This window comes from Rhodococcus sp. Leaf278 (genome assembly GCF_001426085.1).
Lineage (GTDB): Bacteria > Actinomycetota > Actinomycetes > Mycobacteriales > Mycobacteriaceae > Rhodococcoides.
Window position 1 is genome coordinate 108,344 of record NZ_LMRR01000006.1, and the last position, 23,934, is coordinate 132,277.

General features: G+C 63.5%; 23 protein-coding genes and 1 pseudogene. 8 read left to right on the forward strand and 16 right to left on the reverse strand.

What is annotated here, in order from left to right:
• Positions 1 to 70: 70 nt before the first annotated feature.
• The 3 genes from ASG84_RS08100 to ASG84_RS08110 all read right to left on the reverse strand — a co-directional run bounded on the left by ASG84_RS08100 (position 71) and on the right by ASG84_RS08110 (position 3,157).
• Positions 71 to 1,243 carry an MFS transporter gene (locus ASG84_RS08100; RefSeq protein ID WP_057476549.1) on the reverse strand — a complete coding sequence of 391 codons (1,173 nt, stop codon included), beginning with the start codon at positions 1,241 to 1,243 and terminating at the stop codon, positions 71 to 73.
• Positions 1,244 to 1,361: 118 nt separating this feature from the next.
• Positions 1,362 to 2,408 carry an NAD(P)-dependent alcohol dehydrogenase gene (locus ASG84_RS08105; protein WP_057476550.1) on the reverse strand — a complete coding sequence of 349 codons (1,047 nt, stop codon included), beginning with the start codon at positions 2,406 to 2,408 and terminating at the stop codon, positions 1,362 to 1,364.
• A 173-nt stretch (positions 2,409 to 2,581) separates the two neighbouring features.
• Entirely contained in the window at positions 2,582 to 3,157 is a 576-nt protein-coding gene (locus tag ASG84_RS08110; protein WP_057476489.1) for a GNAT family N-acetyltransferase, read from the reverse strand.
• A 143-nt stretch (positions 3,158 to 3,300) separates the two neighbouring features.
• On the opposite strand from ASG84_RS08110, the gene ASG84_RS08115 reads away from it, so the two are divergent.
• Together ASG84_RS08115 and ASG84_RS08120 are read left to right on the forward strand one after the other, a co-directional pair.
• Positions 3,301 to 3,789 carry a nucleoside deaminase gene (locus tag ASG84_RS08115; protein ID WP_082520863.1) on the forward strand — a complete coding sequence of 163 codons (489 nt, stop codon included), beginning with the start codon at positions 3,301 to 3,303 and terminating at the stop codon, positions 3,787 to 3,789.
• Between the two features lie 73 nt (positions 3,790 to 3,862).
• A complete protein-coding gene (locus tag ASG84_RS08120) occupies positions 3,863 to 5,212 on the forward strand; it encodes an alpha/beta hydrolase (RefSeq protein ID WP_156399426.1) in 1,350 nt (449 codons plus the stop codon).
• Between the two features lie 36 nt (positions 5,213 to 5,248).
• Here ASG84_RS08120 and ASG84_RS08125 read toward each other — a convergent pair whose 3' ends face one another.
• The 6 genes from ASG84_RS08125 to ASG84_RS08150 all read right to left on the reverse strand — a co-directional run bounded on the left by ASG84_RS08125 (position 5,249) and on the right by ASG84_RS08150 (position 10,023).
• Positions 5,249 to 5,992: a hypothetical protein gene (locus ASG84_RS08125; protein ID WP_057476491.1), complete on the reverse strand. Its 744-nt coding sequence runs from the start codon at positions 5,990 to 5,992 to the stop codon at positions 5,249 to 5,251.
• 296 nt (positions 5,993 to 6,288) lie between these two features.
• Complete coding sequence (locus ASG84_RS08130) at positions 6,289 to 6,939, reverse strand: DUF4232 domain-containing protein (RefSeq protein WP_082520864.1); 651 nt, start codon at positions 6,937 to 6,939, stop codon at positions 6,289 to 6,291.
• 27 nt (positions 6,940 to 6,966) lie between these two features.
• Complete coding sequence (locus tag ASG84_RS08135; protein ID WP_057476493.1) at positions 6,967 to 7,401, reverse strand: hypothetical protein; 435 nt, start codon at positions 7,399 to 7,401, stop codon at positions 6,967 to 6,969.
• A 158-nt stretch (positions 7,402 to 7,559) separates the two neighbouring features.
• Positions 7,560 to 8,120, reverse strand: a complete 561-nt coding sequence (locus ASG84_RS08140; protein WP_057476494.1) for a TetR/AcrR family transcriptional regulator — start codon at positions 8,118 to 8,120, stop codon at positions 7,560 to 7,562.
• Entirely contained in the window at positions 8,117 to 9,403 is a 1,287-nt protein-coding gene (locus tag ASG84_RS08145) for a competence/damage-inducible protein A (protein WP_057476495.1), read from the reverse strand. The genes ASG84_RS08140 and ASG84_RS08145 overlap by 4 nt, the downstream gene beginning before the upstream one ends.
• A 65-nt stretch (positions 9,404 to 9,468) precedes the next feature.
• A complete protein-coding gene (locus tag ASG84_RS08150) occupies positions 9,469 to 10,023 on the reverse strand; it encodes a helix-turn-helix domain-containing protein (protein ID WP_057476496.1) in 555 nt (184 codons plus the stop codon).
• Positions 10,024 to 10,146: 123 nt separating this feature from the next.
• Between ASG84_RS08150 and ASG84_RS08155 the strand changes: the two genes are divergently transcribed.
• A complete protein-coding gene (locus tag ASG84_RS08155; protein ID WP_162248323.1) occupies positions 10,147 to 11,439 on the forward strand; it encodes a CynX/NimT family MFS transporter in 1,293 nt (430 codons plus the stop codon).
• A gap of 10 nt (positions 11,440 to 11,449) precedes the next feature.
• Here ASG84_RS08155 and ASG84_RS08160 read toward each other — a convergent pair whose 3' ends face one another.
• The 4 genes from ASG84_RS08160 to ASG84_RS08175 all read right to left on the reverse strand — a co-directional run bounded on the left by ASG84_RS08160 (position 11,450) and on the right by ASG84_RS08175 (position 14,935).
• Positions 11,450 to 12,469 (reverse strand): GGDEF domain-containing protein, encoded by a 1,020-nt coding sequence (locus tag ASG84_RS08160; protein ID WP_057476498.1) that lies wholly within the window; start codon positions 12,467 to 12,469, stop codon positions 11,450 to 11,452.
• 88 nt (positions 12,470 to 12,557) lie between these two features.
• Positions 12,558 to 13,103, reverse strand: a complete 546-nt coding sequence (locus ASG84_RS08165; protein ID WP_057476499.1) for a DUF6924 domain-containing protein — start codon at positions 13,101 to 13,103, stop codon at positions 12,558 to 12,560.
• Between the two features lie 40 nt (positions 13,104 to 13,143).
• Positions 13,144 to 14,094: an alpha/beta hydrolase gene (locus ASG84_RS08170; RefSeq protein WP_057476500.1), complete on the reverse strand. Its 951-nt coding sequence runs from the start codon at positions 14,092 to 14,094 to the stop codon at positions 13,144 to 13,146.
• A 43-nt stretch (positions 14,095 to 14,137) separates the two neighbouring features.
• Positions 14,138 to 14,935, reverse strand: coding sequence for an SDR family NAD(P)-dependent oxidoreductase (locus ASG84_RS08175; protein ID WP_057476501.1), 798 nt, complete (start codon positions 14,933 to 14,935; stop codon positions 14,138 to 14,140).
• Between the two features lie 78 nt (positions 14,936 to 15,013).
• Between ASG84_RS08175 and ASG84_RS08180 the strand changes: the two genes are divergently transcribed.
• Positions 15,014 to 15,580, forward strand: a complete 567-nt coding sequence (locus tag ASG84_RS08180; RefSeq protein WP_057476552.1) for a TetR/AcrR family transcriptional regulator — start codon at positions 15,014 to 15,016, stop codon at positions 15,578 to 15,580.
• A gap of 415 nt (positions 15,581 to 15,995) precedes the next feature.
• Here the strand turns inward: ASG84_RS08180 and ASG84_RS08185 are convergent.
• Positions 15,996 to 17,381 (reverse strand): annotated as a pseudogene (locus tag ASG84_RS08185) (LLM class flavin-dependent oxidoreductase); the annotation flags it as partial.
• Positions 17,382 to 17,442: 61 nt separating this feature from the next.
• Complete coding sequence (locus ASG84_RS08190; protein WP_057476503.1) at positions 17,443 to 17,730, reverse strand: hypothetical protein; 288 nt, start codon at positions 17,728 to 17,730, stop codon at positions 17,443 to 17,445.
• A 182-nt stretch (positions 17,731 to 17,912) separates the two neighbouring features.
• Here ASG84_RS08190 and ASG84_RS08195 point away from each other — a divergent pair, with 182 nt between their 5' ends.
• The 4 genes from ASG84_RS08195 (at position 17,913) to ASG84_RS08210 (ending at position 22,425) form a co-directional block, all read left to right on the forward strand.
• Complete coding sequence (locus ASG84_RS08195) at positions 17,913 to 18,572, forward strand: response regulator transcription factor (RefSeq protein WP_057476504.1); 660 nt, start codon at positions 17,913 to 17,915, stop codon at positions 18,570 to 18,572.
• Between the two features lie 19 nt (positions 18,573 to 18,591).
• Positions 18,592 to 19,974, forward strand: a complete 1,383-nt coding sequence (locus ASG84_RS08200) for a sensor histidine kinase (RefSeq protein WP_057476553.1) — start codon at positions 18,592 to 18,594, stop codon at positions 19,972 to 19,974.
• Between the two features lie 122 nt (positions 19,975 to 20,096).
• Positions 20,097 to 21,485, forward strand: a complete 1,389-nt coding sequence (locus ASG84_RS08205) for an MFS transporter (protein ID WP_057476554.1) — start codon at positions 20,097 to 20,099, stop codon at positions 21,483 to 21,485.
• Between the two features lies 1 nt (position 21,486).
• The gene (locus ASG84_RS08210; RefSeq protein WP_057476505.1) at positions 21,487 to 22,425 is read left to right on the forward strand and encodes a TAXI family TRAP transporter solute-binding subunit; all 939 of its coding nucleotides are present in this window, start codon (positions 21,487 to 21,489) and stop codon (positions 22,423 to 22,425) included.
• An 18-nt stretch (positions 22,426 to 22,443) separates the two neighbouring features.
• Here ASG84_RS08210 and araA read toward each other — a convergent pair whose 3' ends face one another.
• Positions 22,444 to 23,928: an L-arabinose isomerase gene (gene araA / locus ASG84_RS08215; RefSeq protein WP_057476506.1), complete on the reverse strand. Its 1,485-nt coding sequence runs from the start codon at positions 23,926 to 23,928 to the stop codon at positions 22,444 to 22,446.
• Positions 23,929 to 23,934: the final 6 nt, after the last annotated feature.

A 23,934-nucleotide genomic window follows, 5' to 3' on the forward strand; every position in this document is an offset into this window, starting at 1 on the left:
GTAAGACCGTTCTTCGGATCGAACGATGCCCTGCCGGTACACCCTTCGGCAGGACCCGTCGGTCGCGGGTTCAACACGACACCGCGTCGTCGGTGGCCCTCGTGAGCTTCGCTGACTCCTGCCCGCGTCGGCGGGCCCTATCGACGAGAACGAGCGCCGCCAACGGAATCAGAAGCGCGACAGCGAACAATGCGCCTACGAGTGGAATGGCGGCGGGGCCGGACGTGCCGATCGCGCGCGCGGTGACCCAGCTGCCTACAGCAGTTCCCAGGTTGAACATGGAGGTGGACAGCGAGGTCGCCAAGGTCGGTGCTCCCTGAGCGAATCGTACGGCCAGCGACATCAGGACCGGATTCGTTCCCAGACCGGCCATCCCGGCGAGGGCGAGCAACACGATCGAGGGCACGGCATAGTGCGAGAACACATTCAGCAGGCCGAGTGCGACAACCACCACGATGCCGCCGGTCAGCGCAGTGCCGTATGGCGCAAGATCAGCGAATCGGCCACTGTTCAGAGTGCCGGTCACCGCCCCGACCCCGAAGACGGCAAGGCCTAGGGGGAGTAGATCGGCAGAGAGGCCGCCGCGGTCGGTGAGTAGAGGAGAGATGAAGGAATACGTGGACATCACCGCGCCGGAGATCAGCACGCATGCGGCCATCACCAACCAGAATCGTCCTGTGGCCAGCGCAGCAAGCTGCGAGCGGACTGGAACTACCGCGGTGTCTGCGCGGCCGCCCGGGACGAACCGAGCAATGACGAACGCAGCCAGAATCGCTGCAACCGCGAGGATCCAGAACGGGCCACGCCACCCGACCAGTTGACCGGCGACCGATCCGAGCGGCACGCCGACCACCGTCGCCAGAATACCGCCACTGAGTACCAGACCGATGGCTCGTGCGCTCGATTCCCGTTCTACTGCAGCTGAGGCGACCGACGCCGCGATCGACCAGAACGCCCCTGTCGCAAGGGCTGTCACGAAACGAGTCACGAGAATGACCGACAGCTCATCGGTCAGTGCCACGATGATGTGACCGGCGGCGAACACACCGAGTGCGAGTACGAGGGTGGTCCGCTGAGAGATTTTGAGCACGGCGATCGCGACCAGGGGTGTGGCGATCATTCCCATGGCGAAAGCGGTGACGAGGAGGCCTGCTGCCGATATGCCGATTGCCAGATCGGCGGAAAGATCGGGGAGGAGACCGGCCACGACGAACTCGGACGTTCCCATGAGAAATGTACCCATTGCGAGGACGGTGACCAGAAAGGGTAGTGGCTTTCGCTCTTCGGTGGAGGACACGGCGTTTTCTCTCGGATCGATAATGGACTTTCCTTCTGCGGCTACTGATCGCGTTCCGAGGCCGTCAGGCCAGGGTCGAGGTATCGATGACGAATCGGTAGCGGACGTCGGATGCCAGGACCCGCTCCCAGGCGTCGTTGATCTTGTCGGCGGAAATGACCTCGATCTCGGCTCCGAGGTGGTGCTCGGCGCAGAAGTCGAGCATTTCCTGAGTTTCGGCGATCGATCCGATGGCCGATCCTGCAAAGGTCCTGCGGTGGGGGATGAGCGAGAAGACCTGCAACGGAAGCGGTTCCGCGGGGGCACCGACGTTGACCATGGCGCCGTCGACGGCGAGCAGTGACAGGTGTGCGTTCAGGTCGATCGAGGCGCTGACGGTATTGATGATCAGATCGAATGTGGACGCGAGTGTCTCGAACGTGTCCGGGTCGCTGGTTGCGTAGTAGTGGTCGGCCCCCAGTCGGAGTCCGTCCTCCTGCTTCTTCAGCGACTGCGACAGAACCGTCACCTCGGCACCCATGGCGTGGGCGATCTTGACGGCCATGTGGCCGAGTCCGCCCATGCCGACGACGGCGACCTTCTTGCCGGGTCCGGCACCCCAGTGGCGGAGGGGTGAGTAGGTGGTGATGCCGGCGCACAGCAGGGGTGCGGCGGCGTCGAGTTCGATGCCCTCGGGGATCTTCACCACGAAGTGTTCGGTGACGACGACCTGCTGGGAGTAGCCGCCCTGGGTGGTAGTGCCGTCGCGGTCGGTGCCGCCGTAGGTCTGGACATTGCCGACGAGGCAATACTGCTCGAGGCCCTTGACGCACTGGGCGCACTCGCCGCAGGAGTCGACCATGCAGCCGACTCCGACGCGATCGCAGACCGCGTGCGTGGTGACCTGGGAGCCGACCTCGGCAACGGTGCCGGCGATTTCGTGTCCGACGACCTGCGGGTAGCTGATCGGTCCCCATTCGCCGCGTGCGGTGTGGATGTCGGAGTGGCAGATGCCGGCGAATTCGATGTCGATGCGAACGTCGTGCGGCCCGAGGTCGCGGCGTTCGATGGTGGCGGGGGACAGGGGCTGGTCGGCTGCGGTGGCGGCGTAGGCCTTCACGGAAGTTGTCATCTCTCGATAGAACATGAGCCGATGAGATCGAGACAGTCTCTGTCGAGGGGTGTACCGGGAGAACACCCCTCGTCGGTTTTGCCGGGGATCACCGACCAGATGGCAGCATCTGGCTGAATCACCTCGGTTGCGACGCCCGTTCCCGTTGTGGGGTAGCGGTCAAACGGACCAGCTCAGTGGCGCAGGTCTTTTCGCATGATCACCCGAGGGAAGCCACCCGACACCGACGTTGTTTCCACAGCGAACTCGAAGCCCGCCGACTCGAACAACCCGCGGGTGCCTACGTATGCCATCGTCAGGTCGACCTTCGCACCCCTGTTGTCCACCGGATACCCCTCGACCGCCGGGGCGTCATGGTCGACCGCGAACCGAACTGCACCGTCCAACAACGCATGTGCGATCCCGCGCTTTCGGTGGCCGGCCTTGACTCGGAAGCACCAGACCGTCCAGGCGGGCAGATCGTCGACATGCGGAATCTTGTTCGACCGTGCGAACGGCAACTCCGAGCGTGGTGCAACTGCCGCCCAACCGACTGCCTCGTCGCCGTCGTAGGCCAGTACCCCCGGCGCGATACTGCGACGGGTCAGCTTCTCCACGTACTCACCGCGTTCGGGGCCGACGAGTGCCCTGTTGGTCGCGGAATCGATACGGTGGCTCAGGCACCAGCAGACCGAGGACGTCGGGTTCTTGGGACCGAGAATCGAACTCAGATCCGCGAACGACGTAGCAGGTCGTACCGAGAATTTCACCTGATGATCGTACCGAGGATCGGTCGTCGTCGACCTGCAGAACGCACGCGGTGTCGGGACCGGTGGGTCGGCAGGCGGCGAAAGCCCAGGCGGTACGGTCGAGACGTGAACATTTCGATCGTCGACGCACCCGGTGGTGCGATGTGAGTATTTCTTCGAGCGACCGCGCATTCCTGGCCCGTGCTGTGGACTTGGCGGCGGACGCAGTGCAGACGGGCAACGATCCGTTCGGATCGATACTCGTCTCGGAGGGCGGGGAAGTGTTGGCCGAGGACAGAAATCGGGTCGGCGACCGGAACGATCCCACCCAGCACCCCGAGATCGCTCTGTCTCGTTGGGCTGCCACCAATCTGAGCCCAGTGCAGCGTCGGGCATCGACGGTCTACACCTCCGGTGAGCACTGCGTGATGTGCGCTGCGAGCCACGGAATAGTCGGGCTCGGCCGCATCGTGTACGCCACGTCTACCGCTCAATTGCTCACGTGGCTCGAAGAATTGGGTGCTGCACCACTCGCCATCACACCGTTGCCCATCGAACAGATCGTGCCGGGGATCGTGGTCGACGGGCCGGTCGCCGAGTTCGGCGATACCGTCCGTGAACTACACCGGCGCAGTCACGCTGCTGCGCAGTAGCGCACTCGAATAACAAAGGGGGAAGCGCGTGCAGGACGGCATCGAAATCGACAGTAGACAGCGTACGAGTGCGATGACAACTGCGCTCGCGGTGACCGGAGGCGTCAGCGTCGTACTCGCATGGCTCGAGTTCGTCCTCATTCGTCAGCAGTTCGCGGTGGGATTGTGGGTCATCGCCGTGGCAGCGGTGTCGATGCGGCTCGTCTCGATCGATGCCGGGAAGCGCGCAGCGTTGGGAATTTCGCTCGGCGCTGTCGCCGTCGTCACTCAGCTGGCATGGCTGGTGACCGGCGTTCACGCACTGTGGGTCCTGTGTTTGACCGCCGCGATCGCACTCGGATCCTTTGTGCTCGCGTCGGCTTGGGCGGGCCGTACGGTGCGCCCATCGCGTCGGGCTGGTACCCGAAGTGCGGCTGCCGTCGTATCGGCCGGTGTCGCTGCGGCGAGCGCGGTGGTGGTCTCCGCCCTGGTGATCACCACGGCGGCCAGTCCGGTGCCGCTGATCCGATCCCTGCATGCCTTGGGGCAGAGCAACTCGTTCGAGCCCGACGCGCAGACCGCGACGGCGGTGATAAACGGTGCAGGACGCACCAGCGACGTCGAATATGGCTCGGCGCTACCCAATTCGTTTCTCGACATCTACATCGCGGACAACGATGCATCGATCAGTCGGCCCACGTACATCACGGTGCACGGTGGCGGCTGGATCGTCGGAGACAAAGCAGACGGTGCTCCCAGTGCAGATTCGGGTGGCGCGTCCTGGGCGGGCCCCATGCTCGACGCCGGCTACAACGTGGTGTCGCTGAACTACGCATTGGCGCCGCAGTACCGCTTTCCCACGCAGACAATCCAACTGGGCCAGGCCATTCGGTTCCTCGACACGAACGCCGACCGGTACGGACTCGACATGAGTCGCGTCGTGCTCGCCGGAACCAGCGCGGGTGGCCACATCGTGGGCAACTACGCCATCGTGCAGACCGACCCCGTTTACGCACGCGCACTGGGCGTCGAGCCGACCATGGACCGAAATGCCCTGAAGTCGGTGGTGTTCGAGAGCGCCGCCCTCGATGTCGGCAGAGCGGGCGAACCGCAATCACCGAGCCCGTCGAACGGATTCTTCTTCGACATCTCGGCCCGGAGCTACCTGGACACCACCGACACGGCTCTGCTGGCGCAGGCGAACGTCATGGACAACGTCACAGCCGCCTTCCCACCCAGTTTCATCTCCGACGGCAACACCGGTACCTTCCCCGACCAGGCAGCCGAATTGAGCGCCAAGCTGGACAGAGTAGGCGTCGCCAATCGCCTGAACTTGTACACCAAGAACGAGGCGAAACTGGACCACGGATTCATGGCAGTGAGTTCGAGGTGGACCGACGATTACAACCGTCTGAAGATCGAGTTCCTCCGCGCCTTCGTGTGATTTCTCGGGATAGGTGTCGGCCCGATGCACCGAATTCTATCGGTAGCTCCGCACGAACATGCTGTCGTCCATCTTGTCGTCCACGGACAGGATCGTCACGTCGATATCGAAGCCCCCGGTGGGCTGGTCGGTGGTGGCACCGACGTAGACGCAGATCCCGGTCTGGACGTCGAGGCGCACGGTGGCCGGTGGCCCCGGAACCCAATGGTCTGCATCGAAGTCGTAGTGCCCACTCAACAACGGGCAGCATTCGCATCGAGCGTCGTACTGCTCGGTGGTGCGAACGATCGACTCCCACGCCGGCCGGCCGTGGTGCTCGACGACCGTCACCTCGGACATCTCCGTGCATATCGTGGTGGACGAACGATCGTGGGCCGAGCGGGTCAGTTCGAGAGGGTTGAGCATCGCGATCCACTGATAGTTCTCGTAGAACGGGTCGTCCCAGTCCACGAGCCACGAATCGGTCTCCGACGGTAGCTCCGACACCATCCCGTCGGCGTCGAATACCGGAGTTGTATCCGTTGCCCAACGGCCAGGTGGTCGATGGCCGGAAGGGTTCGAGTAAACCACCATCGTTCCTGCGAACGGGCCTGCTGCGGAAACCAATTCGGTGACCTGGCCGTCGGCAGTCTCCACTCGTAGGGAGTCCGGGCGGCGAATCCAAGCGTGCACCGGGGAACTGTGACGAGCGGGCACGAACTCGAACTCGACAGTTCTCCAGCGCCAGGGCGACGACTGTGCCAGTCGACGAAACTGCTCGATGGACGGGGAGGCGATCATGCCCCGACTATGTCAGTCGGCAGCGACCGGGCGAAAGCTCATTTCTGTGGATCCGTGTCTTTCGGAGGGTGAGGCACATTCTCTTCGTCCACGTGCGCGCCTTCGACTGCATCGGTCTCGGGCGTATGTTCGCGCGGGCCGTCATTGCTTCCCTGGGACGGGACTGCTTCGCTTGCGTCGCTCGGCATCGTCATGGAGTCTCCTATGGGTCGAGGCGACTGGTCGCCATTTTCAGGACCGTACGGGAGTGCCCCGCCGGACACAGACCTACACCTGGCAGTCGCTCCGACGTTGCATCAATCGACGGGCCCGCGGAATGCACCGATGAAGCTCGCTGGATGCGTCGCACCGTCCTGACGCTGCACGCCGACCGTTGCGGGGAAGGGAAGCGTCATCACCGTCGTGTCTCCCGGGGCGGTGGTCAGGAATGCGGTCGGGATCCATGCCCGCTCGTCGTTCTTGTTCACCGTGCCGAGAGTCAGATCGGCAACTGCGGTCGCCCCAGGCTCCAGCGTGATCGTGGTCGACGGTGTGGCCTCGCCGCGAGCCAGGTTGTACTCCGGTCCGAGACCGTCGACGTCGGGCCCTTGCAGCGTTGCGCCGGGAAAGCCTGTGACGTTGCACGGTACGGATCCGGAGTTGGTGTAGCGCAACGAAACCGTGGTTTGAACATCGCTCGGTGTGATGTCTCCCAGGGTGGGAGTGATGTTCGCGGCGGTGCACGCCGCAACGGCGGCTCCTCCAGAACCGACCTCGTTGTCGGCACCGCCGGCCGCGGTCCCGCCCGATGACGACGTGCCGGTGGGTTCAGCCTGAACAGGCTGTTGCGCAGCCGATGTCGACGGAGTGGGCGCGGTGTCCGACGGTGCCGTCTCCACGGTGGTGCATCCGGCCAAGGCGATCAGGCCGACTATCCCGAATGCCGACACCACTCCAGTTCGGTTCATCGCTGCCTCCTGCTCGTGAAGCGTTGCTCAGGGAATCTGGACCGTGCCCGTCGCTCTGTCGGTGGTGTGCGGACCGTTGGTGGTCAGCGTGTATTCGACGAGGCCGTGCCCCGAGAAGGTTTTCAGTCCGTAGTTCACCAGACCGCTGGTGACCGGGATGTCGTCCGAACCTGTTCTGCCGGTGGCCAGTTCCTTCCAGCTGAGTGTGGCGGTGAGGTCGCATGGGCCGATGCCGAGGTACTGAATGTCCGGTCCGACGATCACGTAGGAGTTGGATTCCGCGCCGGGGCGAATCGAGACGTCGATCTTGGCGGCACAGAACCCCGACTGGGGCAGGCTGTAGGTCTCGAGATTCAGCGGTGAGGAAAGTGGATCGGCCGATGCGGTACCGACCGCGACCGAGGTTGCCGCTGCTGCTGTCAGTGCGAGCAGGGTCGAGACTCGCCGAATGTTTCTGTGCACCTTGCATACTCCTTGCTGAGTTGTACCCCGGTAACCGAAGGCGTGATGGGTGTGCCGAATGCGCAAGCCCTTACTTCGTCTAACGATAACATCAAAACTGAATCGCGCAAGGTTTAACGATATGCCGGGCATCGCGCTTCAACACGACAGGGGAGGTGCTATCGATCCAGTTCGAGCAAGATGGCGGTGAACCTTCGCATGCGTCCGGCGACGTCGACGCTGGGATCGGACAGCCACTGCAGTTGTAACCCCTCGGCGAGTGCGGCGACGGCTTCGACGGCGTCGATGTCGGCATCAGGAGCGAGTCGGGTGATCACACTCACAACAGCGGCGCGGTGCTCGGCCATGAAGGTATGTGCTGGATGAGTGGGATCGGCTGCTGCAGCGGACATGTCGACGAAGAGCTTCGTGAGTCCTGGAGTGGTGGTCGTCTCCGCCAAATAGGCGTTCTGCCCCTCGGCTGTACTGAGATCGTGCATCACCGCTGCGTTTTCGTCGCGGCGGCGGAGGATTGCGACGAACAATTCGTCCTTCGAGCCGAAATGGTGGAGCACGCCCGCTTCGGTTACTCCGGCCGCCTCGGCGATGTCGCGTAGCCGTGGACCGAGTCGGTCGCTGGTCGCATAGACGTTCAACGCGGCTTCGAGGATCGCCGATCGGCGCGCGGCTCCCTTGGGTGATCGTCGGCGAGAAGTGACTCGGTCGGAGTCCTCGGTCACCGGTCGGGTTTCAACGCGTCGGCGAGCATGTGCATCGCTGCTGTGGTGGACAGGGCGCGCACGCTTGCCCGGTCGCCCGGGAGTAGGAGTGTGCGGGTGACGGTCGGTCGGTCGGCGGCGGCGATCGCAAAGCAGACGGTGCCGACCGGCTTGAGTTCCGTCCCGCCGCCCGGTCCTGCGACTCCGCTGGTGGATATTGCGATGTCGACGCCCAGTCGATTCCGTGCGCCCTCGGCCATCGATGCCGCCACCGGTTCGCTGACGGCTCCGTGTTGTTCGATGGTCTCGGCCGGGACGTCGAGTAGGCCCGTTTTCGCCTCGTTCGCGTAGGACACCACTGCGCCGATGACGTAGGCCGACGAGCCTGCGCGGTCGGTGAGCCGGGCCGCGATCATGCCTCCGGTGCAGGACTCCGCGGTGGCGATTCTATGGCCGGTGAGTCTGTCGGCGACGATGTCGTCGATGGTGGATCCGTCGGTCGAAAAGACCTGTTCGCCATAATCTTCGACGATCAGCGCGACGAGTTCGGAGTATGCGGTTGCTGCCGACTCCCCGTAGCGGGTCACCATTTCGAGTTCTCCGAGGCTCAAGCATGTGGTGATCTCGAGGGCGTCGAACCCTTCGATGTCACGTTCTGCCGTCCGTAATGTCGCGGCGAGATCGGCTTCGGACAGTCTGTAGGCGCGAATGGTGTCCTGACGGATCTGTGCTCGTCGCGTCAAGACCTGGGCGACGGGCGCGGACGCGAGGGCCTCTTCCCACATCGCCTGTAGTTCGCGAGGAGGGCCGGGCAGGATCAGCACCGTGGGCAGCGTCCCGGAGTCGTTCGCTGCGATCGCCACGCCAGGCGCAGTTCCGGTCGGCGAGATGGAGTGCGCGCCTTCGGGAACCATCGCTTGCTTGCGAATTCCTGCCTTCAGCGGCTCGGAGTCGACGGCAGAGCTGAGCCGGCTGCGCCAACGCTCGACGATCTCGGAGATTCGCTTCTCGAGTTGGACATCGAGGTGCATCTGTCGGCCGTACAGCGCCGCGACGGTCGCCACCGTGAGGTCGTCGGCGGTCGGGCCGAGGCCGCCGGTGGTGACGATCAGATCGACGCGCTGATCCGCGAGAAATCGCAACTGTGCCGTCAGGTCATCGGGCCGGTCGCCACAGATCGTGATGTGTGCGACGTCGACACCCAGCTCGAGTAGCTGCTGGGCGACCCACGGGCCGTTTCGGTCGGCGACCCGACCGGCCAGCACTTCGGTTCCCGTGACCACTACACCCGCTCGCACAGTCATTCCCCGACCCTACTGTCCCGGCGTTGGAGCAGAGCTGCGGTGGCCACTTGTTCGTCGCCCGTTCGTCAGTGGGTGCATGAGGTGGTGGATACCAACAGTGCACGTGCGGATTCGTCACCGAGTGCTCGCACGGAGTGAGTGTTCAGCGACGGAAAGTGCAGCGCATCGCCGGTGTGGAGTCGTACGGTGTCGTTTCCGATGGTGACTTCCACCGAGCCGCCGAGGATGTAGAGCCATTCCTCGCCGGCGTGGTGGGCAACCGGGGCATCCGAGGCCGGAAGGATGGTCAGCAGGACCGCATCGATGCCGGGGTAGTTGCCGGACAGGGGCGTCATCGATCCGTTGGCAGATTCATGTGGACGGTGCTCTCCGGCTTTCACCAGATGAAACGCGAGCGTCGGCTCCTCGGCGACGAGTTCACTCAATGTCACCTCGAAGGCGCGCGCAAGTTCGATCAACGTGCCCACCGACGACTGCCGGCTCCCTGACTCGATGCGTGAGAGCTGAGTTGTCGAGAGGCCGACTCGATTCCCGAGGGCGGCGAGTGTCCAACCCCGTTCGCGCCGGTGGCTCGCGATCCTGCGTCCGATCCAGTTGTCGTCACTCGGATGGTCTGGCATGGGGGAAATGGTACGCATCGATATTGCCCACAGGGTCACTTCATGTGCCTGTGTGGTTGATTTGCCGGCGTCCGCCTGCGATGGTCGACAACGGGCAATGGCAATTCGAGGATGGGAGCACCGGTGGCCGATACCGGCTCGAAACACCCGTCGGGCAGCGTGGAGGGTTCTGGTCGAACTGCTCTTTCCGTGGTGGGGACGACGGCGGCTGTGGCAGCAATCGTTCTGCTGGGCCTGGATCTGCGGTTGGTGTTCGGGAGTGCGTCGGCAGTGCTTGCCGAAATTCGGCAGTCCTACGCTCTCGGGTCCGGTTCGGCCGCATTACTGACCACCGGACCGGTCCTGTGCTTGGGCGTATTTGCTGTCGTTGCGACGAGGGCAGTTCGGCGATGGACCGTACCCGTCGTGTTGACCGGATGCCTGATGCTGATACTCGTCGGGACGGGGCTACGGGGCGCGCCCTCGTGGCCGGCGCTACTGATCGGAACCCTGCTCGCCGGGATGGGCATCGCAGTGGCGAACGTACTCGGTCCGGTGTTGATCCGACTGCTCTTTCCACACCGAATCGGATTGATGACGGGCTTGTTCACCGCACTGGTCAGTGCCAGCGCAGGAATCGCCTCGGGGGCCACGGTCCCGCTGGACTCGTCGGTATTCCACAACTGGCGAACGACCCTCATGGCCTGGGCGATACCGTCCGCACTCGCGTTGGTGGCCATGGCATTTCTCGCACTGCGGTTTCGGCACGTCGAGTGCAGGCCGACTTCCGCGACCCGGTCTTCGGTACCGAGGGGGCAGACCGCTGTTCTACGATCATCTGTCTCCTGGGCTGTGACCGGATTCATGGGACTTCAATCGCTGCTTGCGTATTCGATGATTGCGTGGCTCCCCACGATCTACCGAGATCGCGGGCTCAGTGCCGAAAACGCGGGACTGCTGCTGACAGCACTGTCGGTGTCGAGCGTCGCCACGGCGCTGACCGTCCCCGTACTCGCCGCCCGCATCCGTCGGCAGAGTGTGCTCGCAACAGCGGTCGTGGCGTTGTCTGTCGCCGGTTTGATCGGCGTCCTGACAGGCAGCGTGGAGCTTGCTCCAGTGTGGGCCATTCTGCTCGGACTCGGTCAGGGAGGCCAACTTTCGCTCGCTCTGACGCTGATCAACCTGAGAGCTCCGAACACTGCGACGGCAACAAGCCTGTCGTCCATGGCGCAGTCGATCGGCTACCTGGTTGCCGCCGCGGGACCCGTCGCGACGGGTGCGATCCACAGCTCGACCGGCTCGTGGACCGCGCCCCTTCTCGCACTGTTGGCGGTAATGATTCCGCTGACGGTGTGCGGATGGAGGGCCGGGCGGGATTCGTCGGTGACATCGGTCGATCGGGTGATCGAGTCGAAGAGCGGTGTGGGTGGCATATGAGTGCCGTCGGTCAGAGGACGCCCTCGATCGGCGGACGCGCTAGCGCGACGCGATTGCGGCCGTTGCGCTTCGCGCGATAGAGAGCTTCGTCGGCGGCGGCGAGTGTTCGGTCGAACTCGGCTTGGGTGGAGTGTGGATTCACCTGGGGCAGCGCGGCCCCGATGCTGACGGTGATCGGGATATCGTCTGCGACGTCGTGCACTGCCCGTCGAAGACGCTCGGCGAATTCTCCGAGTGTGGGCGTCGGATCCGGAACGAGGACGACGAATTCGTCGCCGCCCAGTCGTGAGACCGTCGCGTGTCGGCCGGCGCTCATTGTCAACCGCATTGCAGTCAGCCTCAACGCGACATCGCCCGCGGAGTGACCGTGGTAGTCGTTGACGGCTTTGAAGTGGTCGATATCGACCAGCAGCAGTGCCGGGTGGACGGAGCCCTCGCGGGCACCGACTGCTCTGGCTTCGAGTCCCCGCCGGTTCAGCACTCCGGTCAACGGGTCGGTGATCGCATCGGACAGGTGAACCCGAGAAGAGTGCAAAACCGCTCGCGAGAATGCGGCCAGTAACGTGACAGCGCCGTTGATCACCATGATGGCCACTGCCATTCGCAGAACGATCGACACGGAGTCGGTAGGATTCTTCGACAGCGCCAGAGTCCCGAGTACCAGCACATACACCGTGCTCCACACGACATGGAGCCAAATCACCCTCGGTCGGGCGAAATGCGCGGCGTACGCACCGACCAGCGCAAGTAACATCGAGCCCTGAATTGCGGCCAGCGGATCGGCGTATGTTGCCGTCACAACGGTGACACCGATCTCGCAATACACGACGAACCAATTGTTGACCGGTGAACGCCGGGACCACCAATCCATCCCGAAATCGGCCCCACTCATCACCCATGCGACGGGAATGGTGCTGACGCACACGGCATAGGTCAGAACGGTTCCGAAACCCTCGGTGGGGCCGTCTCGTGTGAACGTGGTGGCGACGCCGACGAAACCGAACAGCAATGTTTGAACGACGACGCCCAATCGCAGCAGCGAGTTGGGTGTTCCGTCGTGCGGGCGAGGGCCCTCCGGTCTGTCGGCAGGCCTTGTTCTTGCTGGCGATTCGCGGTGTCTACCCAAAGGAACCGTCTCGCGTCATCTGTCTTCGCCAATTCAGGCTGGCTCGGATGGCATCGCGCACGCTCGCGTCCGAATCTGTATTCGTCCGTTCGGAATCCGGGAGCGCAGGAATGGTTTTCGGTGGAGTCAGGTGAACGGGTTGGATCGGCAGTCCGGTCCCGGGTGATCGTTCATCGATCCCCAACCGAAAGGCCATCGCAGGGGACATGCGGGTAGTCGGTATGCGCTCAGCGTTCAACGGAGCTGCGGAACAGTCCATGGTGAGCAGCAGTCGATCGTGACGCATGAAGGTCTGCTTGTCGGCGAGCGCGACGTACAAACCGTCGTTTGCCTCCGCGCGCGTCGCGAGTCGTCCGACGACCCGCCGTATGCGCTGCTGACACTGCGTCAGATCCGAGGACACGACCAACGCGGCACCGGACACAGAAGATCGAGCGCTGCGCGCCGTGTCGATCAAGGACGCCCACGTGGTGTCGTCACCCTCACCGAAATATGTTCGCAGCAGCCAGAGTTCGGAGCTGCTCGCGCCGTGTGGCATGGCCGTCCAATCCGAGAACTGTGGGGTACCGCTCGTGCGGTCAGGTGGAGGGTGCAGCGCGGGGGTGCAGAGGCACACTCTCGGCGAGAAATGCCAGTTGATCTCGGATCACCGAGGAGAACAGCGGCTCGGTGTAAGGATCGAAGTGACCCCCCACGTACGTACGGACGGTGGCTCTGCGAACTTTCGCCGCAGCGCGCTGCGCGACCGCCGCCGGAGTGACCGAATCGTTCGACGCGATCTGCACGAGCGTGGGGCACTCGATCTCGGACATCGTCCGGCCGGGGGAGTACCGCCAGATCTTCAGAAGAATGCGTGCTGCAACGGTTTCGGGGTAATCGCCGTCGGTCAGACCGGACTCGCCGACCAATCGGTCACGCCCTGAAATTGCGTCGGGTGAGACCATCACCGCGCGTGTGCCGGGTAGTCCGACGCTGTCCACGTAGTAAGGCGATCGCCCCAGGACTGCACGAACGCTGTCCGTGATGGCGGCCGGTGCCAGTCGCAATGCCTGTCCGAACCCGGTGGCGCGAACGGCGGCGATGCCGTCGATGTGTGGTACCTGGGCGATGACCGCTGCGAACCGAACACCGTTGCCCGCCAACGTGAGTACGTGGCCGCCTGCGAACGATGTACCCCAGCCGACGATCCTGTTCTCGTCGACACCGTCGAGAGAGCGGGCGAACTCGACTGCGTTCCGCCAATCGGAGAGCTGTTCTTGCACATCCAACAGCTGGCGAGGTTCGCCCTCGCTGTCCCCGAAAAAGCGGTAGTCGAAGACGCACACCACATAACCGGCCGCGACGAAGCGCTCCGCATAGGCGTACAGGCGCATGGCTCGGGGGCTGCCGAATCCGTGTGCCATCACGATTGCCGGCAGAGTCGTGACAACGGGAGTCCGGGGACGAAAAACCGTGACCGCGCAACGAATTCCGTGCGAAGCGAACGATGTCTCGGTCCGGGTGAAGTCGGTGTGGTCGTCAGTGATCATGCGCTTGTTCCTCTGGTCAGCAGCAAGACGTGCAGGTTCGACATCAGTGTTTGAACGGATTGAAAGTCCTGCCGAGGTAGTACCCGATGCGCGTCGGGATCGGTTTGGACGCAACAGCGGTAATTTTGTTCACCATGCCTGGAACGCACACCGGGGTGCCGTTTTCGACTGCTCGCCATCCCTCCCTGACGACATCCTCCGGGTTCTGCCACAGCAGTGAGGGGAGCTTGGAGGTCGCGGCATCCCTGGTTCCCATGACGTCGTGGAACTCGCTGTGGGTGAATCCCGGGCACAACGCAGTGACGTGCACACCGTGCGGACGCAATTCCATGTCGAGTGCTTGCGAGACGTTGAGTACATAAGACTTGATGCCGGTGTAGAGCAGGCTCGCCGCGGGTGGAAGCAGCGCCGCCAGCGACGACAGATTGATGATCCGTCCGTAGCCGCGTTGCTTCATACCGGGAACGGTGAGGTGGGCTAGTTCTGTCACTGCCGTCACCATTACCTGTATCTCCGCGGCGAGTGTCTCGAACGGTACGTCTGCAAACGCCGAATTTCCGGACATCCCGGCGTTGTTGACCAGGATATCGATGTCGACTCCCAGTGCATGGGTGCGTTCGATGATGGAACGTGGGGCGCGCGGATCGGCCAGGTCTGCGGCCACCACGTCGCAGTGCACGCCGTAGCGAGTGGTGAGTTCGGCGGCCAGCGCGGTCAGCCGATCCTCGCGGCGCGCCACGAGGACGAGGTTGTGCCCCTCGGCGGCGAGATGACGGGCGAATGCGGCACCGATGCCTGCCGACGCGCCGGTGATCAGTGCTGTACGTCCGGTACTCGACATCTGCCAGGCTCCTTCTCTTGAACGGTCGTCAAGAACGGTAGCAGTGTCTTGATGGTCGTTCAAGATAAACTCTCGAGCATGCCCAGAAATCGTGGACTACATGACCGGGAGAGCAAGCGAGACGACATCGTCGCTGCCGCCCGCGCCATGTTCGTGTCCGACGGCTTCGATCGCGCATCGATCAGTCGACTGGCGAAAGCTGCCGGTATCACTCCGAACACGGTGTACTGGTATTTCGACGACAAAGACGAGATTCTGGTCGCAGTTCTCGAAGCCATCGCCGCCGACGATGCGGCGGATTACCTGAACGTCGCGGATCACTCACTCGCGGATCGTCTGGTCTGGCTGGTGGAGCGGCTGCAGAAAGCAGGACCGCTGGTCTCGACGGTGCACGACCGTGTCGCCAAGTCGACAGCAATCGAGAACTGGCACAACGGTTTCCATTTTTTTGCCGAGTCGTTGTTCGCCGCCGATATCCAGAAATCGGGCCTGTCCGGTGCCGAGGCCGATGCCATGCTGCGCATCGGAACGTTCGTCGTGGAGGGGTTGTTGACCCACGCTCCATCACCCGAGGTCGTGCGATCAGTGATCGATCGATTGGTTGCGGCAATACCTCCGATGCCGTCCGTCGACACCGCTGAATAGCCTGTTTCGTCACCGATGGCAGTCCTGCAGTGCCATCGGTGACGAAGTTCGTACTCGGTCAGGCCGTGAGCAAGGATTTGACCGCGAGCAAGTCGACCTGACGAATGACCGGCGGCTCCGCGAGAAGCTCCTGTTGCCGTTCACGAAGCGATTTCACGATGGTTCCGTGGATGTGATCCTGGCGTCCGTCTTCGTCGGGGAAGGTGTCGTAGATCGCAAATCGATTGTCGCCCAGCTTGATCGCGTACCACGTTGTCGTTCCGGGCTCGTCGACCGCGTGGGCGTGCATTTCGGTCAGCCAGGTTTCGAGAGCATCGACGGTATCGGGCTTAGCCGTGAGGGTGACCAGGAGGCCGACGTTGCGAGGTGCCACGCGAATCGTCGTGGGTGGGGCCTGCTTGGGGGCAGTCTTCGTCGCCGGGCGGAAAGACGCACCGGGGTGGTCGTCCCGAAGCCGCGGTTGCCCGAGCACCAGTTCACGGAGGGAGGTGGCCTCGGTTCGGTTGGTGTCGGGAATCAATCCACGACGGCGGAGCTCGGGGGTGATCAATTCACCGAAGTCTCGGAACGTCTCGAAGTTGGTGACGCGAGCGATGTTGAAGCCGTCCACATCTGCCACCTCCATCCACTCCTCGAAGTGGTCGACGATCGTCTTCGGCGATCCGACGATGCTCGCGCTCATGCCGCCGACGCACAGCCATTCCGCCAATTTCCGCGGAGTCCATACCAATTCGCTGTCGACCCGAGTGAGCATGTCGCTGAACGCGCGGATGCCGTCGCCCCGGAACTGATCCAACGGCTTGTCGGGGTCGGCTCCCGAGAGATCCACACCGGTCCAGCCGCCCCACAGTGCCAGCGCGGCGTCGACCTGAGCGTGCTTCTGAACCTGCAGCAGCTTTTCGTGAGCGAGTTCGTCGGTCTCGGCAACGATGGGCGTGAGCATCATGATGATCTTCAGGCTTCGCGGATCACGCCCCTGTTCGGCTGCGAGCATCCGGTACTGATCGACGATGGGCCGCACATCGTGCGGGTTGACTCCCACCAGGAACACCGCTTCTGCGTGCTTCGCGGCGAACTTGCGGCCTCGAGCCGACGCTCCTGCTTGGAACAGAAACGGTGTGCGCTGCGGCGACGGCTCACCGAGGTGAGCGCCCGGGACCGTGAAGTACTTGCCGGCGTGGTTGATGTCGTGCACTTTCGACGGCTCGGTGTAGACGCCACGCTCGCGGTCGCGTACCACGGCGTCCTCGTCCCACGAGCCCTCCCACAGCTTGTAGCAGACCTCCATGAACTCGTCTGCGATCTCGTAGCGCTCGTCGTGCGAAATCTGCTGTGTGAGGCCGAGATTGACCGCCGCGCTCTGCTGGTAGGACGTGACAACGTTCCACGCCACGCGCCCCTTGGTGAGGTGATCGAGGGTCGTCATCGTCTTGGCGAACTTGTAGGGCAATTCGTAGGTGGACGAGACCGTCGCCCCGTAGCTCAGCGTTTTCGTGGCTGCGGCCATGGCGGAGATCGTCAACAGTGGATCGGCGACCGGAGCTTGTGCGGCAGTGCGCAACGCAGCATCGCGGTTGCCGCCGTACACGTCGTAGAAGCCCAGTACGTCGGCAAGGAAAAGAATGTCGAATCCAGCGGCTTCCAGGGTCTGCGCCAGTTCCACCCAGTACTCGATATCGGTGTATCGGTGGGTCTGATCATCGGCGTCGGTCCACATACCTGGGTTTTGGTGTACCACGCACGCCATGTCGAAAGCGCTCAGAACGAGCTGCTTGCGTGCGGTGTCCGGCCCTGCGTTCATGTCTGGCTCTTTCGATCGGTGTGTCGGGTACGAGGTCGAGCTGCGGGATTCGCAGGCAGCTTCAGACTTTGGCTGCGATGACGTCGAACGGCTGCACCGACGGCGTGCGGTCCAGTAGGTCCTCCGACAGTCGCGTCAGGACCGGATGGGTATCGGTGGCCGATCTGTCCGAATACTCGGAGGAGTCGAAGATTCCGAACTCGGTGTTGGTGATTCGGTACGCGTACCATGTGGCGGTCTTCGGATCGCGAGCCACGGCCCCCAGGGCTTCGCCGAGAATGGCAGCGACCTCGTCCTGCCTTCCCTCTTTCGCGACGAGGTGAATCAGTGTTCCGTTGTTGAGCGCCATACGACGGGAGAGTCCTCACTGTCGGGTAGACCTGGAGTCCACCACATCGATTCGAGCAGAGCATCAACCCCGAAGCTAACCCGTCCGCATCGTGATAGCGACGGTTCGAATCACGCTGATTCGAAGCCTGGCCACCGGGCAGCGAGCGTGCGAAAGCAGGTGGTGGCTTAATCTCGAGGGCGATGCGCATTGCTGTGGTGGAGGACGACGACGGAGTCGGCGACGCGTTGGTGGACGCGTTGACCGAGGTGGGGCACGCCCCTGTCCGCATGCGCCGCGGTGCCGACGTGCTCCTGGGTTATCACCGGATGGATATAGTGCTCCTGGATCTCGGGCTACCGGACATGGACGGCCTGGACGTCCTTCGTAAGCTGAGAACCCTGACCTCGATTCCGGTTGTGGTACTCACCGCGCGCGATGACGAGCGGTCGGTGGTGCGTGCTCTGCGCACCGGTGCCGACGATTACGTCGTCAAGCCGGCTCGTTTGGGGGAGTTGCATGCGAGGCTCGAGGTGGCGGCGCGGCGTCGGAGTACCACGAGCGACGTCGGCGCAGACAGGCTTATTCTCGGCGACATCGTCGTCGACCTGGTCGGTCGAGAGGTCGACGTCGACGGACGAGACATCGCGCTGACCACGAAGGAATTCGATCTGCTGGCGCATCTGGTGACTCGACGCGGCGAAGCGGTCAGCCGGGAGCAGTTGATGGACTCCATCTGGGGTGATGCGTACGTTGCGATTTCGCGGACGCTCGATGTGCACATGACGGCGTTGCGCTCGAAGCTCGATCGGCCCGGCACCATCGTCACCATTCGCGGCTTCGGCTACCGCTGGGACGGCTGACGTGCGACTGCGTGTACTGATGGTGCTGATGATCTATTCGACCGTCGTCGTGCTGGCGTTGGCGGTCCCCTTGGCCCTGCTGGTGGGCAGGGAGCGGACCCAGCGATTCGCCGAGAACAGGACAGCGGCGGCAACGTTTTTCGCAGATCTGGGGTCGCGCGAGGACCGGTCCGGGATCCCTCGCCTTCAGGAATCTGTTCAGCGTTACAGCACTCTGTACGGCGAGGGAATCGCCGTCGTCGATCGCAACGGGCAGGCGCGTGCGCTTTCCGGCCTGGATTTCGAACGTGCCGACGTGCAGGAGGCAATCGCAGGAGCATTGCGAAACCAACGGGGTGAGATGCCGTCGAGTCTGGTGCCGTGGTCGCAGCCGACGGCGTTGATCGCCGCACCGGTCGGCGGCGGAACCCAGGTGGACGGCGCGGTGGTCCTCGAGGCGTCGACTGCCTCGGCACGTCGGGATGTCGGTACTGCCTGGATGGTGATCGCCGGCGGAGCTCTCCTGATTCTCGCAACGGTGGCGGTGATCGCTGTTGCGTTGTCACGCTGGGTCGTTCGGCCCCTGACTGCATTGTCCTCGCGCGTTCATTCGTTCGGCGGCAAGTTCCACGATCGGCTACCGGTCGACGAGGCACCGACGACGAAGCCGGCCGCTTACGACGGGCCACCGGAGGTTCGCGAGCTGTCCCGGGCGTTCGACGCCATGGCCGACGATGTGGAGGCAGCCACCGCGGCGCAGCGCAGATTGGTTGCAGATACTGCTCACTCGCTCCGTAACCCGTTGGCTGCGTTGAGGATACGATTGGATGTGCTCGGGATGCGTGTGCCCGATTCGGCAGCCGAATCGCACCGTCGGACCACCCTGGAGGTCGACCGACTCAGTGCCGTCGTCGAAGACCTGCTCGCTCTCGCGGCCGCCGAAGCGCCGTCCGGCACGCGATCGAGAGGGTGCGATCCGAGCGCTGTCATTGTTGATCGAGCGGAGTTCTGGTCGAGTGCAGTGGTACTGGCGGGCATGACTGTCCACGTCTCGTCGAAGGAGTGCGAGGACGACTGCCGAGTGACGATGTCCGAGGACGACCTGACTCGGATCTTCGATGCCCTACTGAGCAACGCAACCAAGTACGCGGGTGCCGGTTCGAATGTCGAGATGGGCTGTCGAACATCGAACACCGACATCGCGGTGTGGGTGTCCGATACCGGGCCCGGCGTTCCCGACGACGAGCTGCCGAAAGTCGTCGATCGATTCTTTCGGGCGTCGACTGCGCACGGCGACGGAACCGGCCTCGGTCTGTCCATCGTTCATGCGCTCACCGACCGGGCGGGCGGATCCCTCCGGGTCGTGTCTCGTCGTCCGTCGGGACTGCATGTCGAGATTCGGCTACCGAGGGCCGTTTCCTAAGGGAGTGTTAGGAATCGCGAAACAGCTTGGTTCTGGCTGTGCTGGGGGTCACAGTGGAGGGACTCGGTTGCCGAAGCGAGTTCGGTGACCCACCCGACAACTATCCGTGGAAGGACCTGCCCATGGCCAACGAGGCCACCTCGACCGCTGGTTCATCTCGTCCGACACCGCCGGTCTCGTCTCCCGCCGCCACCCGTCGCGCCGTCTACAACACATTGCGTGGGTCGTCGGGCAACCTCGTCGAGTGGTACGACGTGTACGTCTACACCGTCTTCGCGACGTATTTCGAGAATCAATTCTTCGACTCGGCAGACAAGAACTCGACGATCTACGTCTACGGCATCTTCGCTGTCACCTTCCTGATGCGTCCGGTCGGTTCGTGGTTCTTCGGACGCTACGCAGACCGCAGAGGCCGTCGTGCAGCGTTGACGTTCAGTGTCTCGCTGATGGCGGCATGCTCGATGGTCATCGCGTTCACCCCCGGCCGGGAGAGCATCGGCGTGTGGGCCGCCGTCATTCTGATCCTGTGCCGTCTGGTGCAGGGCTTCGCCACCGGTGGTGAGTACGGAGCGTCGGCCACCTACATGTCCGAGGCGGCCACCCGTGAGCGTCGCGGCTTCTTCTCCTCGTTCCAATACGTCACGCTGATCGGCGGACACGTTCTGGCGCAGGTGACGCTGCTGTTGATGCAGGTCTTCTTCGAGCGGGAGCAGATCGAGGACTTCGGTTGGCGGATCGCGTTCTTCATCGGCGGCGTCGCCGCCGTGGTCGTCTTCTGGCTGCGCCGCAGTATGGACGAGTCGCTCACCAAGGATCAGCTCGAGGCCGTTCGTAGCGGAGCCGATCAATCTTCGGGATCCATGAGAGAACTGGTCACCAAGCACTGGCGCGCCCTGCTGATCTGCTTCATGGTGACCGCCGGCGGCACCATCGCGTTCTACACCTACAGCGTCAACGCACCCTCGATGATCAAGGCTGCGTACGAGGACCGCGGAATGACCGGAACATGGATCAACCTGTTCGGGCTGGTCTTCCTCATGCTGCTGCAGCCCATCGGCGGGTTGATCAGCGACAAGGTCGGTCGCAAGCCACTGCTCGTCTTCTTCGGCGTCGGCGGGGTGCTGTACACCTACGTGCTCATCACCTACCTGCCGTCGGCGACGTCGGTGGTGCAGTCGCTGGCGCTGGTCTGCGTCGGCTACGTCATTCTCACCGGCTACACCTCGATCAATGCGATCGTCAAAGCCGAGCTGTTCCCCTCTCACATCCGTGCTCTCGGGGTCGGTTTGGGATACGCACTCGCGAACTCTGCCTTCGGCGGTACCGCTCCGCTGATCTATCAAGCCGCGAAGAACGGTGGGCACGTCGGCTGGTTCATCCTCTACGTGACGATCGTCATCGCCATCTCGCTCTTGGTGTACATCTTCGTGCTGCGGAACAAGACCGAGACCGTGCTCGACCGCGAACAGGGGCGCGCATTCGAGCGACCTGTGGCGTCTTACAGTAAGTGACATGTCTCGGCCCGCAGCGTTGTTCTCTCGAAGGACAGCTCTGCGGGCCGCTCTCGTTTCCTCGGTGGCCGTTGCGACGGGAGCGTGCGCTTCGGACCCGCCGCCACGGTTGCGTCTCGCCGCCGGTGAGGTCGGCGGCTTCTTCTGGGAGTTCGCCGGACTGTTGGCAGATGGTGCCGCAGACACCGGTGCAGCGGAGGTCGTTCCGCTGACGTCGGCCGGCTCCATCGACAACCTCGAGGCGCTCGATGCCGGACGGGCCGAATTGGCGCTGACTCTCATCGATGCGGCGTACAGCCATCCGAGCGCAGATCTCGTGGCGGTCGGGTGCGTGTACGAGAACTATTTCCAGGTAGCAGTACGAGCGGACTCCGACATTCGGACTGCAGGTGATCTGCGAGGGCGTCGGGTGAGTATCGGAGCCACGGGGTCCGGTGCGACCATGGTGTCGCAACGGGTTCTCGACGCGGTGGGCGTCTCCGGATCGGCTGCGGTCGAGCAGGTCGAGTTGTCGATGACCTCGGCCGCAGATGCGTTGGCCGACAACAAGATCGACGCGGTGATGTGGGCTGGTGGATTGCCGACTCCGGCGTTCGCCGAGCCACGCACCGCGATCCGCTTGCTCGATCTGGGAGCCGTCGTCGCTGATCTTCGCCGCGAATTCGGTACCGCCTACGAGGCGGTGCTCGTTCCGGCGAACGTATACGGCGAGCATCCGGAGGTGACCACCGTCGGGATTCCGAACGTGCTTTTGGCGCACCCCGCGGTGCCCGACGGCGTTGTCGCGACGTTGGTGGGAGTACTGCTGGATCGATCGTCAGCACTGGTTCCGGGGCAGGCGGTCGGTAGTCAGTTCCTCGACGCCCGATCGCTCGTCATGACCGGAAGCATTCCGCTGCACCCCGGAGCCGAGCAGGAATACCGCCGACGACATGGGTGATCGATGGGCGCTACCAGCTCACAACCTCGCAGCCAGCCGATGGTATGCCGCGTTCCATCGGAGAGTCTGCTGGAACCCACGAGTAGTGGTGCCGGAATCGATGGCGAGCAGCTCGACTCCGATCATGTCCGAGAATGCCTCCAGCACAGGCAGACCGATGGCCGTACTGAGAACCGTGTGGTGAGGTGCGCCGGCGGTCAACCACGATTCTGCCGACACCGACAGTGACGGCTGCGGTTCCCACACTGCGCAGGCCACGGGCAGTTTCGGCAGAGCCTCATCGGGTTCGACGACGTCGATCACGTTGGCCGTCAATCGGAATCGCTCACCGACGTCGGACAGCCCGACCACGACCCCGTGTCCCGGATCTGCGGTGAATCGCAGCCGCACCGGATCTTCACGGCCGCCGATCGACAGGGGGTGGATTTCCAGCGTTGGGCGAGACGTCGTGATCGATGGGCACACCTCCAGCATGTGGGCACCGAGGATCTTCTCCTCTCCGGGCACCAGATGGTAGGTGTAGTCCTCCATGAAGGACGTGCCCCCGTCGAGTCCCTCGGCCATCACCTTCATGCCGCGCAACAACATCGAGGTCTTCCAGTCGCCCTCGCCGCCGAATCCGTAGCCGTCGGCCATCAGTCGTTGCACTGCGAGCCCCGGCAACTGACGAAGCCCACCGAGGTCCTCGAAATTGGTGGTGAATGCCTTGAATCCACCGTCGGTCAGGAACTGCCGCAGACCGGCTTCGACGCGGGCACCGTAGCGGAGTGACTCATGGCGGTCACCGTCCTTGTCCAGACTGGGGGCGATGTCGTAGAGCGACCGATATTCGTCGACGAGTTCGGAGACGGCCGAATCACCGACGCTGTCGACCACGTCCACGAGATCGTTGACGCCGTAGGTGTTCACGGAAACGCCGAAGCGTAGTTGCGCCTCGACCTTGTCGCCCTCGGTGACCGCAACGTCGCGCATGTTGTCGCCGAAGCGGGCCAGCTTGAGCGATCGCAACTCGGCCCGGCCGAGTGCCGCACGTGCCCACTGCTCCGCCCGCGTCCGTACCGACGGATTGTCGACGTGTCCTGCCACGGTGGTCCGCAGGACGCCGACCCTGGATTCGATGTGCCCGAATTCGCGATCACCGTGCGCAGCCTGGTTCAGATTCATGAACTCCATGTCGATCGTCGACCACGGCAACGACATTCCGGCTTGGGTGTGCAGGTGCAGCAGCGGAACGTCCAGTGCATCGAGGCCTGCGATCCACATCTTGGCAGGGGAGAAGGTGTGCATCCAGGTGACGACGCCGATGCAGTCCTCGGCGGCGTTGGCCTCGCGCATGCACCGCAGGATGGACGAGGCGTCCAGCAGCACCGGCTTCCAGACGACCGACACCGGTAGGGCGTCGTCGAGTTTGTCTGCGATCTCTCGTGATTGGACTGCTACCTGCTCGAGCGTTTCGGGACCGTAGAGGCCTTGGCTGCCGGTGAGAAACCATACTTCGGACATGGAGAA